At 47.3% G+C, this 11,458-nt stretch carries 11 protein-coding genes and 1 other annotated feature; of the genes, 7 read left to right on the top strand and 4 right to left on the bottom strand.

Annotated features, from left to right (window positions below; genetic code table 11):
* Positions 1-93 precede the first annotated feature (93 nt).
* Both FFM79_RS12215 and FFM79_RS12210 read right to left on the bottom strand, forming a co-directional pair.
* Entirely contained in the window at positions 94-798 is a 705-nt protein-coding gene (locus FFM79_RS12215) for an ABC transporter ATP-binding protein (protein ID WP_137643762.1), read from the bottom strand.
* Between the two features lie 22 nt (positions 799-820).
* Entirely contained in the window at positions 821-1,888 is a 1,068-nt protein-coding gene (locus FFM79_RS12210; RefSeq protein ID WP_137643761.1) for an ABC transporter permease, read from the bottom strand.
* Positions 1,889-2,087: 199 nt separating this feature from the next.
* Between FFM79_RS12210 and FFM79_RS12205 the strand changes: the two genes are divergently transcribed.
* The 3 genes from FFM79_RS12205 (at position 2,088) to FFM79_RS12195 (ending at position 4,789) form a co-directional block, all read left to right on the top strand.
* On the top strand, positions 2,088-2,597 hold the full coding sequence (locus tag FFM79_RS12205) for a YagU family protein (RefSeq protein ID WP_137643760.1): 510 nt from the start codon (positions 2,088-2,090) through the stop codon (positions 2,595-2,597).
* Positions 2,598-2,724: 127 nt separating this feature from the next.
* The gene (locus FFM79_RS12200) at positions 2,725-4,023 is read left to right on the top strand and encodes a dicarboxylate/amino acid:cation symporter (protein WP_137643763.1); all 1,299 of its coding nucleotides are present in this window, start codon (positions 2,725-2,727) and stop codon (positions 4,021-4,023) included.
* A gap of 88 nt (positions 4,024-4,111) precedes the next feature.
* The gene (locus FFM79_RS12195) at positions 4,112-4,789 is read left to right on the top strand and encodes a DUF554 domain-containing protein (protein ID WP_137643759.1); all 678 of its coding nucleotides are present in this window, start codon (positions 4,112-4,114) and stop codon (positions 4,787-4,789) included.
* 87 nt (positions 4,790-4,876) lie between these two features.
* On the opposite strand, the gene FFM79_RS12190 is transcribed toward FFM79_RS12195, so the two are convergent.
* Both FFM79_RS12190 and FFM79_RS12185 read right to left on the bottom strand, forming a co-directional pair.
* Complete coding sequence (locus tag FFM79_RS12190; RefSeq protein ID WP_137643758.1) at positions 4,877-5,365, bottom strand: YueI family protein; 489 nt, start codon at positions 5,363-5,365, stop codon at positions 4,877-4,879.
* Between the two features lie 97 nt (positions 5,366-5,462).
* On the bottom strand, positions 5,463-6,761 hold the full coding sequence (locus tag FFM79_RS12185; RefSeq protein ID WP_137643757.1) for a sensor histidine kinase: 1,299 nt from the start codon (positions 6,759-6,761) through the stop codon (positions 5,463-5,465).
* A gap of 434 nt (positions 6,762-7,195) precedes the next feature.
* Here FFM79_RS12185 and FFM79_RS12180 point away from each other — a divergent pair, with 434 nt between their 5' ends.
* From FFM79_RS12180 to tnpA, 4 genes are all read left to right on the top strand, one after another.
* Complete coding sequence (locus FFM79_RS12180; protein ID WP_137643756.1) at positions 7,196-7,963, top strand: C39 family peptidase; 768 nt, start codon at positions 7,196-7,198, stop codon at positions 7,961-7,963.
* 59 nt (positions 7,964-8,022) lie between these two features.
* Positions 8,023-8,220: a binding site (T-box leader), on the top strand.
* Between the two features lie 61 nt (positions 8,221-8,281).
* Positions 8,282-9,538 carry a tyrosine--tRNA ligase gene (tyrS, locus tag FFM79_RS12175; protein ID WP_137643755.1) on the top strand — a complete coding sequence of 419 codons (1,257 nt, stop codon included), beginning with the start codon at positions 8,282-8,284 and terminating at the stop codon, positions 9,536-9,538.
* 150 nt (positions 9,539-9,688) lie between these two features.
* A complete protein-coding gene (locus FFM79_RS12170; RefSeq protein WP_137643754.1) occupies positions 9,689-10,180 on the top strand; it encodes an ECF transporter S component in 492 nt (163 codons plus the stop codon).
* A gap of 226 nt (positions 10,181-10,406) precedes the next feature.
* Positions 10,407-10,871: an IS200/IS605 family transposase gene (gene tnpA, locus FFM79_RS12165; RefSeq protein ID WP_137643753.1), complete on the top strand. Its 465-nt coding sequence runs from the start codon at positions 10,407-10,409 to the stop codon at positions 10,869-10,871.
* The last annotated feature ends 587 nt before the right edge of the window (positions 10,872-11,458 follow it).

The raw sequence follows: 11,458 nt of genomic DNA, 5'->3' as shown, positions 1-11,458 counted from the left end.
AAGCAAATGGGACGAGAAACCAAAATTCGGTTTCTCGTCCCATTTGCTTATACAGAGGCTACTTATGTCACAGCCTCTTTAGCGTAGATTCAACTAAGGTTGAACTGGCGCGGCCCGGTGTTCAGTTTGTTTGGTCATCACGCCGTCTTCAATGCGGTAAACGACGTCGCAGTGATTAATCAAGCGTTGGTCGTGGGTGACCATCACGATGGCTTTATTGTGTTGATGAGCCTCACTAGCAAGTCGTTGCACAACATCGATTGAACGCGGGGTGTCCAGGCTGGCGGTCGGTTCGTCAGCTAAGATGACGCTGGGGTCGTTATAAAGGGCCCGCGCAATCGCGACCCGCTGACGTTCACCACCCGAAAGTTCACTTGGATAGGCGCTTGCCACTTCCCTTAGGGCCAGTTCACCAAGCAGTTGGTTCGTCCGTGCCTTTTGAAAGGTGCGTTTTGCGAGTTTATCGACTAATTTAAATTGTTCCGTAACGGTCAAAAAGGGAATTAAGTTGGAACTTTGTAAAATAAAACCAATTTCATTAAAACGGTAAGCGAGCCGCTGTTTTTCGGACTGGGCGGAAAGCGGCTGCCCGTTTAAAATTACCTGCCCACTGGTGGGAGTTTGCAGCCCGGCGGCAATCGTCAAGAAGGTTGACTTGCCGGATCCCGATGGCCCGATGATCGCCACAAATTCGCCCGCGTTAACACTGAAATCAGCGTTTTTTAACGCGGTAACGGCGGTGTGGCCCTGCCCAAATTGTTTCGTAATGGCGTTTAAAGCTAAAACGGGTGTTGTCATGAATGAGTCCTCCTTAGATTAATTAACCGATTGCAACGGCTGGGTCGATTTTTGCGACCGTCCGCCATGAAAGTAGCGCTCCAATGACGGCTGCAAGGAGCAGGGCGCCACTATAGAGGCCAAATTGCGGCCAGTTGATGACGAAAGGCAGGCCGGCGGGCATGATTTGGGCAAGGGCGACCGTGATGCCGAGCCCGAGGCCAATCCCAATCACGGCCATGGCGATACTCTGGCTAAGCAGCGCGCTTAAAATATGCCCAGTCCCAATCCCCTGAACCTTTAAAACGCCGAAGAGGGCTTGCTTTTGGAGGGTTAAAACGAACATAAAAATCCCGATAACCGCAAGCGCAATGGCGAAGAGGAAGTAGATCATCGTGTTCAACGTCAACTGTTCAGCGCTGTAACCTGGTAAGTTATCAATGAAGGTTGCGATACTGAGACGCTCTAAACTACCGTGCTGCTTAGTTTTAAAGTGACTTGCTTGCGTGACGAACGCGTTTATGGGTTGTTGCTTGCCGCTGGTGATGGGACTACCCTTCAACCGGTTAAGGGTGCTGATATCCGTATAAACCGTCGGGGCGATACTGTACGTGCTGGTCTGGTAGATTCCAACGATTTTAACGCTGTGGGTGGTAGTCCCAATCCGAACTTTTTGGCCGAGGTGGTACCCGTCGTTGACGAGTCCGGCCGAGATGATTAACTGGTTGGCCCCGTTAATGGCGTGCCCCTTAGTGACTTTGGGCATTAAAAAGCTCTTCCGACTAGTCGCAAAGGCGCTGGCGGTCGTTTTTTGATGATTCTTAGTTGTCCGCAACGTCCCGGACAGGCTGGCGAGGGGGGCGACGTGGGCGCCCTGAACGTACTTTTGATCTGCCAAGGTCAACTGGGATGCCGTTAGCGTTTGGTTGGCATTTTTATTTAAATAGACTTGTTGGGCCCGCCACTGGTCAACGGCCTGGCGGTTGCCGGTTGAGAGGCCGTTTGCGAGCCCGGCGAGCATGAAGACGACGAGCGCGATCAACAGCAGGACACCGCTAAGTAGCCCGTACCGCAATTTTTCGTGTGCCATTTCTTTTAATCCTAAATACATGGTTGTTGCTCCTTTCGTTTATCAAGTGATAAGTGAACAATCAAAGAATAGCATGTTCGATTTAAAATGGCAACATTTAATCACCAATTAATTTATCAACTGATAAATTAATTAGCTGACGGATGAAGACCAAATTAATACGCGGGTGGGACTTAGACTGGTATGATAAAAGTATGACGAATAGAAAGGAATGGTTTCGATGACCAAACGTAATTTTAATCACCGCGCCGCAATGATTGCTGGTGTGACGGGTGGGGTGATTTCCGGACTCGTTAAATTAGGCTGGGAGAATATTTTGCCACCACGGACGCCCGAACGCGACGCGACCAACCCGCCCCAGCAACTGTTGCAGCAAATTGGGGTGCCGGCGAGTGTGACCCACGCGACCTATACTTATTCCAACCAGCAGCTACCAGTCGTTAGCTACATGATGCACTTCGGCTTTTCAACGACCTTCGCAGTGGCCTACAGTCTCTGGGCCCGCAAACACCCGAAAGCGCAGGCTGGCAGTAGTGCCCTCTACGGCTTAGGGGTCTGGGGTGCGTTTCACGTGGGTATTTTACCCGCTTTAAAGACGATTCCAAGCGCTAAGGATCAGCCGACTGCGGAACACGTTTCCGAAGCGCTCGGGCACGTGCTCTGGATGTGGACCGCTGATTGGGTCAGTGCCGCAGTTTATGATCGGTTAACGGCTAAGGATCAGCATTAAGAACTTCTCGGTAGATTTTAATAGTGTTCTCATTTTGGGGCCGTTTGTGCTAAACTGTTAATATTGTGGCGCCTAGTAGGTGCTAATCAGTGGAAACGGAGCGAGAGTTTTGAAAGAGAAGGATCAGATGAAGCGGTACCGCCGTTTTCGATTGAGTTTAGGGTGGCAGATTTTAATTGGCCTGTTACTGGGAATTGTGCTTGGCGTGGTCTTTTACGGCAATCAGACGGCCATTACGGCGATGCAAAACATTGGGACGATGTTTATCAGCTTGATTCAAATGATCGTCCTCCCTATCGTGGTGGCCTGTTTGATTACCGGGATTGCAAACATGGGCGATTTGAAAAAGTTGGGGCGAATCGGTGGAAAAACCATCATTTACTTTGAATTGATGACGACGATTGCGATCGCCCTCGGTTTATTAATGGGAAATATTTTCCATCCTGGCGATTACATCGACATTCACCAGTTACACGCTTCCAATATTAGCCAGTACGTGCAGACGGCTAAGAGCGTCTCGCATAGTGGGATTTGGTCAACGGTGATGGGCATTATCCCGACCAACGTTTTTAAGGCGTTGGCGGACGGTGACATGATTCCGGTTATTTTCTTTGCGGTCTTCTTTGGTTTGGGGACTGCGGCGATTGGAAAGCAGGGCCAAGTCATTTTGGACTTCATGAACGCCGTGGCCGAAGCGATGTTTAAGGTAACCAACTGGGTCATGCACACGGCACCGATCGGGGTTTGTGCCTTGATTGGTGTGACGGTGGCTGAAATGGGCTTAAAAGCGCTGGCCCCGTTAGGTTATTTCATTGTACTTGCATACGTGACGATGGCGATTTTTATTGTCGTGGTGATGGGACTCGTTGCCCGACTGTTTAAGTTGAATATCTGGCACCTGTTACGGGTGATTCGGGATGAAATGGTCTTAGGGTTTTCAACCGCGAGCTCGGAAGCCGCCTTGCCGCGAATTATTGATAAGATGGGCAAGTTTGGCGTTAGCGAAGGGATCGTGTCCTTCGTGATTCCGACCGGCTACACCTTTAACTTGGATGGTTCGGCGATTTATCAATCACTGGCGGCCTTGTTTTTGGCCCAAGCTTACGGCATTCACTTGTCGATCAGTCAACAGATTACCTTGTTAATCGTGTTGATGATCACCTCGAAAGGAATTGCGGGGGTGCCGGGGGCTTCGTTCGTGGTGCTACTGGCAACCATCTCAACGATTGGCGTTCCGGTTCAAGGTTTAGCCTTCATTGCCGGGATTGACCGCCTCGTTGATATGGGTCGAACCGTGGTCAACGTGGCTGGTAACTCGTTAGCGGCGGTGATCATTGGTAAGTCGGAGCACGAATTTGACGAACCCCAAAGTGAACGATATTTAGCTCAGGTCCGGGCGGGGCATACAACCCGGGCAGCCAAATAGCATTAAGCTCTTAAACGATGAAAGTAGGTGGGCGCACCGCCGTGGCCGTGCGCACGACCTACTTTTTTTACATAGATGAGGTGAAGGAATGGTTGGAACACTCTTTAACGTGGGAATGATTTTGCTGGGTTGCACGGCTGGAACGCTATTTAAGCGCGGCATTAAGCCGGCGTACCATGAAATTTTAATGCAGGCGCTGGGGCTGGCTGCCAGTTTGATTGGGATCAACGCGGTGGTGCAGCGGATGCCGAATAGTCATTACCCGGTGCTCTTTATCGTCAGCTTAGCACTCGGTGGGATTATCGGCCAGGCCCTGGATTTGCAGGGGCGCTTTGACCGGTTGGTTGGGCGTTTTTCCGGGGGCGACTTAGCGGAAGGGCTGGCAACGGCAATTTTGCTTTACTGCATTGGCTCGTTATCAATTCTCGGTCCAATCCAAGCGGCCTTAAAGCAGGATTACACCTTCCTGTTTACGAATGGAATGCTTGATGGCATCACTTCGGTCGTGCTGGCCTCGACCTTTGGGTTCGGTATCGCGATTGCGGCCGGAGTGCTCTTGTTATGGCAGGGCGGCATTTACGTGTTAGCGTTAGTTTTAAAGGGCGCGCTGAGCACGGCCCTAATTAATGAAATTACGATCGTTGGTGGAATTTTGATCTTGGCGTCGGGGCTCGGCTTACTTCAGATCAAGCAATTTAAGACGCTTAACTTATTACCCTCATTGTTGGTGCCGCCAGTGGTGCTGGCAATTTTAAGTTTATTCTAGGATTGAAGAAAACCCGAACCGCGGGCACGGATGCTTGCGGTTCGGGTTTTTTTAGATAACGTAACGATAGCTGTCAGCTTTAATGAGTTATTTCAACTTACTCAAAAAGTCCTGGCGCTGCACCTCTAAGTGGTGATGGATGCGCTCCAGTAAATCGCCCGACTGATGGGGGGCTGGTTGTGGGTCCGGAAAGCGTTGGTCAATGTTAATGGTGGTCGGTGTAATCGCACAAGTTGCGACCAGGGCCACTGCCAAGCTGTCAGGCTCGTGGCGGTACATCAAATCGTTGCGAATCGCAAACTTAACGTTTTGTTTAGCTGCCAATTGGACGTACCGGTCGCGGATATCTTGATCAAGTAATCCGTGTAATAGTAATTGGTAATCGGGATGGGCCGCCATTTCAGCCTGAAGTTCAGCCGAATAGTCGCGTGTCAGTGCCTGGGTGAAGGTGATTGCTAGATCAATGCGTTCGTGAAACGTCCCAAGGTTGCGGTGCTGCTCATCGGGGTGCAGAACTGGCGTCCCAAATAGTGCGGTTTGTAAATGCTTATCTAGTTGCGCATCAGATTGTGACATGGTGTTCATTTCCTTTCAAATCAACTCCAAAAAACGCTTACTTCACCTTTTATTTTAGTGATGTAAGCGTTTTTATCAACTTAAATTTTATTTAAAATTATTGGCGTTGCAAGGATAGGTGCGCAATGAACTGATTTTTAGTGATTTGGTAATTGACAACTAGTTGGTTACTGGCTAATTGTGCAATACTACTCAAGCCATAACCGCGGTGGCCGGGCTTAGTGGTAAAGCGCGGCTTGCTAAGTTGTTTTAAGTTAACGACTTGTTGATTAGGTAACTGATTTTGAACCGTAAACTGGACGGCGGTTGGCGTGTTACTGACCGTTAATTGGACTTGACCGTCCGCCTGCTGGGCTGCATCGATGGCGTTATCAAGTAAGTTACCGATAATGCGCACGACGTTGACTTGGTCGGTTGGTGGCAGAATGACATCTTCTAACAGCATGACCTGTAAATGCACGTCTTGGCTTGCGGCTAAGGCGTATTTGGCATAAATTAGGCCACTTAACGCGGGCGCATGAAGCCGGCGCAACTGCTCGGGGGCGTGTTCCGCTGATAGGCTGGTTGCGTTTGGGAGCACTTCCTGCTCAAAATAGCTTTTTAAACCGACTAAATCGTCCGTTTGGATGTAACGCGATAAGCTCAGCAAAATGTTTTGGTAATCATGTTTGAACAAGTGCAATTGTTGGTTGCGTTCGCTGAGTAATTCATTGTATTGCGAGACTTGCTGCAATAGTTGGGCGTCGGTTAGCCGGTTGTTTTTATTGGTGATCAAGTAGGCGCTCAAACCGCCAAAAACCAGCGTTGCAATCAATGTGACGAATAGGGCGCCCAGCCCGCCCTGGGTGCTCGCAAAATCTGGCCGCAACAAGTTGATGCCAACGTACGACCCGTAACCAAGGGCGACTACGAGCGCGTCCTGTTGTTCAACCGGAACGCGCTGAAAGTGGTCGATAATCCCGTGGTTGATGACGATGCGATGGCCTAACCAACCTAGAAGGCCCACTACTAATAAGTTGATGGCGCTACTAATGAGAGCCGCCCCAATCCAGCCGGCTTGCGGGAGCAGCCAACTGCCCAAGGCAAGCGTGCCGCTGATTAGTAGGCGTTTAAAGGTGACGAGACTGGCAACAATCGGTAACGTGAGTGGCCAGCGGGTTAGTAGTAGGCGCGTTAGCATTGCCGTTGATACTAACGTTGGTAATAAATTGGTCCAAAGGATGAGTCCACTAAATGACCACCGGGTTGCGGCCACCCATAGCCACGCAAGCCCAATCCCAAGGCCGAGCCACGTGAGCGCGATCCTGACCGTAATAAATTCCCGGCAGGCTAACATGAGAATTAGGATTTCGTAGGTCCCGGCTAACCCAAGTAAGCAGAAGATTAAGAGTGCCATAATCGTTCCTCGTTTATCATTTAATAGTTATAATTAAAATTATTATTTAGTTTGTAAAGTATCATTACAAACATCAAATTAATTGTAATCGATATCGCTAAAAATTAACAGTCACCCGGTTAATTTGCGAGACTTAACGGGAGTTGCTTACCGCTATTGTAGCCGTTTGGCGGGTAGAATCCGATTGATTGCAAATTCAAATTTGGTTAACCAAAGGACTGGGTACGAGCGCTAATGAGTTGTTTGTTTTGTTAAGAATTGAACCGTCTTTTTTTAGCAGACTGCGGGTACAAATATGAAGGATGTAAAGCTGGGGGATTCGGGTCGTTCATGGTATGATAATTTCAAATTAATTGGTAATTAATTTGAATAATTATGGTAGTTAATTACCGGTTGGATTCAGTTAGGTTAATCAAGAAATGGGTGAATAGCTTATGGCAAAACGGCCAAGACGGCATCGACGGTGGGGGATCGTCGTTTTAATGCTTGGAGTTGTGGTGATTGGTGGTTGGCTGGCAATTACGAGTTCTGATTGGATTACGGCATCGTTTAGTCAGAGCCAGGCCGAGCACAGTGATGCAAAGAAAAAATCGGCCCCGGAAGACGTTAACCGGGTCCAGCTCGATGTGCCGCTGGTGAATCAGATGGATGCACCGCGGTTATATAATGGATGTGAAATTGCGTCGCTGACGATGTTGTTTAATTACGTTAACGTGGACGTCACTAAAAATGAATTGGCAGCTAAGTTACCTAGTGTGCCGTTAGATTACGGCGACGGGACGCATGGTAATCCGAACGTTGGCTTTGTGGGTGACATTACGGGAAATAACCCGGGTTTAGGTGTGTATCACGGTCCGATTTATAAAGTCGCTAAAACACAAACCAAGCAGGTTAAAGACCTCTCAGGCGCAAGCTTTAAGCAGGTTATTCGGCAATTGGAGAAGGGCCGGCCAGTTTGGACGGTGACAACCGTGTCATTTGCACCAGTCGACTCGATGGAAACGTGGTCGACGCCGCAGGGAGACGTTGATGTGACTTACGACGTGCATAGTGTCGTGATTACTGGTTTTGATCGCGATAAGCAATTGATTTACATTAATAACCCGTATGGTCAAAAGCAACAGGCTGTGGACTGGGATAACTTCCAAGCGGCGTATAAGCAACTGGGCCGTCAAGCAATCGTCTTAACTTTAAAGGCGTAAAAAGGCGCTAGTGGTCATTGACTTTTAGGATGCGAGTGCTTATGATGAAAGATAATCAATTAAAAGTAGAGAGCACTAATTAGTAGGGCTTAATCCAACAGTAAAGCGAACCGGTGGTTGGTGTGAACCGGGCTGTGATTAAGCGTGAATTACATAGTGTGAACTGCCAATCGGCCGGATGATTTTCGTTACCAATCAATGAGCGATCACGATTAGCGTGATAACTTGGGTGGTAACGCGGAAAACTCGTCCCTGTTGTAATAACAGGGGCGAGTTTTTTTATTTTGACCGGACCAATATTTAGGAGGAACAAGTCGAATGAACATTATTGATGATTTAAAATGGCGCGGCGCGATTAATCAGCAAACGGATGAAGCCGGCCTGAAAGCACTGACTGAAAAGCAGTCGGTTTCATTGTACTGTGGGATTGATCCGACTGGCGATAGTATGCATATCGGCCATTTGATTCCATTTATGATCTTGAAACGTTTCCAATTAGCCGGTCACCATCCATACGTGGTTGTCGGTGGTGGGACGGGTGCAATCGGTGATCCATCCGGTAAAAACTCGGAACGGAAACTCCAAACGATGGACCAAGTTAAACATAATCAGGATGGTTTGAACGCCCAAATGCACAAGCTGTTTGGTTCCGATGAAAACTTTTCGATTGTGAACAATTACGATTGGTTATCAAAGATTTCATTACTCGATTTCTTACGTGATTACGGGAAATTGTTCAGTGTGAACACGATGTTGAACAAAGAAGTGGTTGCAAGTCGGCTTGAAGTCGGGATTTCGTACACCGAATTTACGTACCAAATCTTGCAATCAATCGATTTCCTTCATCTATACCGTTCAGAACATGTTCAATTACAAATTGGTGGGGCTGACCAGTGGGGGAACATTACCGCCGGAACGGACCTAATTCACCGCTTGGAAGGTAACGATGCCCAGGCTTATGGGTTAACCATTCCGTTACTGTTAAAGGCGGATGGTACTAAGTTTGGGAAAACCGCGGGAGGCGCAGTCTGGCTAAATCCCGAAAAGACGTCACCATACGAATTCTACCAATTCTGGATTAATCAGGATGACCGTGACGTTGTGAAGTACTTGAAGTACTTTACGTTCTTAAGTCATGAAGAAATCGACCGATTGGCTGAAACGGTTAAAACCGCACCCGAAAAGCGGGAAGCGCAACGGCGGTTAGCTGAAGAAGTGACGGCTTTCGTTCACGGTAAGGAAGCGGTCGTTGAGGCTGAAAACATTACGAAGGCCCTCTTTACGGGAGACGTTCAAAACCTGAACGCCGAAGAAATTGAACAAGGCTTTAAAGGGGTTCCTTCAGCGGACGTTTCAGCTGAGAAGCAAAATATCGTCCTCTGGTTAGTTGATGAAACGAAATTTGAACCATCCCGGCGGCAAGCCCGTGAAGATATTCAAAATGGTGCGATCCGGATTAATGGCGAGAAGGTGACGGATTTAGACGCAGAAATCGATCCTAGTGCGGCCTTTGATGGCAAGTTTGTCATTGTTCGCCGTGGTAAGAAACGTTACTTCTTAGCACGAGTTAACTAAATTAACTGAGAATCGCGGTGTTCTAACTGAATGCCGTGATTTTTTTATTAAAATGAAATGAGAAATGTAGTAGAATAGGAAACAATCGACGGGGCGTTGTAAGGCATAGGTTAAGAGAGGATGATCAGGTTGACAGGACAATCCAATAAAATGACAACCCGAACGGTAACGACGCTTGGGATTTTAATTGCCGTAACGGTTGTAATTTCACTTTTTTTCCATTTTCCAGTCCCGATGACGCACGGCTACATTAATTTGTGCGATGCGGGAATCTTTATTGCAGCACTATTATTTGGCCGCCGTGGAGGGGCAATCGTTGGTGGTGCGAGTGGTTTATTGTTGGACCTTCTATTAGGTTATTCCCAGTACATGTTCTTTTCATTGATTGTACATGGTTTGGAAGGCTGGATTGCGGGTCAACTTGGTGCGGGTCAGCGTAAGGGCCGCCAAGCACTGGCATTGAGTTTGGCTTGCATTGTCATGGTAGTGGGCTATTTTATTTCTGATTCCATTATGTATACCATGGCAGCGGGAATTGCCGGGGTGCCAACCAACATCGTGCAGGCGGTTGTTGGTGCTGTGATTGCGGTTCTGATTGTAGCTCAAGTAAAACAACACGTTAAAACGGAATTTACGGCTTAAAAAGATAATTGAAAGAGTGCTTCGTGGGGGAGCGGGTGGACGTGATCGACTGATTACGTCCACCCTTTTTATGCCTTTAGGCCCGGTTGAGTACGTTAAAGCGTGCGAAACAACAAACCACCCGCTATGCAGGCGGATGGCAAAATGGTTAAACCAAAACGCCCCCATTAGATTTAGAATGTAGGTGTCAGAGCCAAACATTCAAAATCGAAAGGGGACGTCAGAAATGGCGAATAAACTAAACAGCCTTGCACATACTAAGTGGTTGTGTAAGTACCATATCGTATTCACTCCAAAGTATAGGAGAAAAGTAATTTATAATCAATATCGACGTGACTTGCAAGATGATATTCGCTTGTTATGCCAATATAAAGGTGTAAAGATATTAGAAGGTCATATGATGCCAGATCACGTACACTTGTTGGTAAGTATCCCACCCAAATTAAGTGTTGCTAGTTTTATGGGTTATTTAAAAGGCAAATCAGCCTTGATGATGTTCGACCAGCATGCGAATTTGAAGTATAAATTTGGGAACCGACATTTTTGGTCAGTCGGGTATTATGTTAGCACGGTTGGGCTTAATGAAGCCACTATCAAAAAATATATCCGTGATCAAGAAAAGCATGATCAGGCGCAAGATCGGTTAAGTGTCCGAGAATACGAAGACCCTTTTAAGGGTCAAGGTAAGTAATACGAACACCGCTTAAAGCGGTCGCAAAAGTGACAAAAGCAGTTTGGCTTTGATACACAAAAGCCAGCGCCTTGAGATGCTGGCTAGTACATAGGGCTTATAGCCCTGGAGCAAACTACCCGTTTTACGGGTAGTTATGATTGGCATGAATGAGGATTGAAAGGTGAGCGTAGGCTGGTTATTTTAAGGGGAAAGGCATGAAATAAATGGGGATGTTTAACCGGAGTTTGCATTAAATTGAAAATAAATCCAAATAATCGTTGACAGTTTCACGGTCAATTGATATATTAGTAAACGTTGTTGCTCGCGACCGGGATGGTGGCATCAGCAAATAGCTAAAAATAATTTTAAAAAAAGTTGTTGACAGTTATTTTGTTTCTTGCTATGATAGTTCTCGTTGTCGCAACGGCAACTTAGCTAAAAGTTAATTCAAAAAATACTTTGAAAAAAGTTATTGACGGAAAGCGCTTTATATGCTATTCTTATGAAGCTGTGTTAAGCAATTAGCACAACGAATTAGACCTTTGAAAACTGAACAAAGTTTCGACGAATCAAATGTGTAGGGTCTCTTGATTTTGAATCGAGAG

Source organism: Lactiplantibacillus modestisalitolerans (genome assembly GCF_005405425.1).
In the GTDB taxonomy this organism is placed as follows: domain Bacteria; phylum Bacillota; class Bacilli; order Lactobacillales; family Lactobacillaceae; genus Lactiplantibacillus; species Lactiplantibacillus modestisalitolerans.
Note: the sequence above shows the minus strand (reverse complement) of the source record. Positions and strands in the feature narration are given on the sequence as shown.

Excerpts from the sequence above, each read along its gene's own strand:
- FFM79_RS12215 (WP_137643762.1), bottom strand. The coding sequence starts at position 798 with ATGACAACACCCGTTTTAGCTTTAAACGCCATTACGAAACAATTTGGG.
- FFM79_RS12210 (WP_137643761.1), bottom strand. The coding sequence starts at position 1,888 with ATGTATTTAGGATTAAAAGAAATGGCACACGAAAAATTGCGGTACGGG.
- FFM79_RS12205 (WP_137643760.1), top strand. The coding sequence starts at position 2,088 with ATGACCAAACGTAATTTTAATCACCGCGCCGCAATGATTGCTGGTGTG.
- FFM79_RS12200 (WP_137643763.1), top strand. The coding sequence starts at position 2,725 with ATGAAGCGGTACCGCCGTTTTCGATTGAGTTTAGGGTGGCAGATTTTA.
- FFM79_RS12195 (WP_137643759.1), top strand. The coding sequence starts at position 4,112 with ATGGTTGGAACACTCTTTAACGTGGGAATGATTTTGCTGGGTTGCACG.
- FFM79_RS12190 (WP_137643758.1), bottom strand. The coding sequence starts at position 5,365 with ATGTCACAATCTGATGCGCAACTAGATAAGCATTTACAAACCGCACTA.
- FFM79_RS12185 (WP_137643757.1), bottom strand. The coding sequence starts at position 6,761 with ATGGCACTCTTAATCTTCTGCTTACTTGGGTTAGCCGGGACCTACGAA.
- FFM79_RS12180 (WP_137643756.1), top strand. The coding sequence starts at position 7,196 with ATGGCAAAACGGCCAAGACGGCATCGACGGTGGGGGATCGTCGTTTTA.
- tyrS (WP_137643755.1), top strand. The coding sequence starts at position 8,282 with ATGAACATTATTGATGATTTAAAATGGCGCGGCGCGATTAATCAGCAA.
- FFM79_RS12170 (WP_137643754.1), top strand. The coding sequence starts at position 9,689 with ATGACAACCCGAACGGTAACGACGCTTGGGATTTTAATTGCCGTAACG.
- tnpA (WP_137643753.1), top strand. The coding sequence starts at position 10,407 with ATGGCGAATAAACTAAACAGCCTTGCACATACTAAGTGGTTGTGTAAG.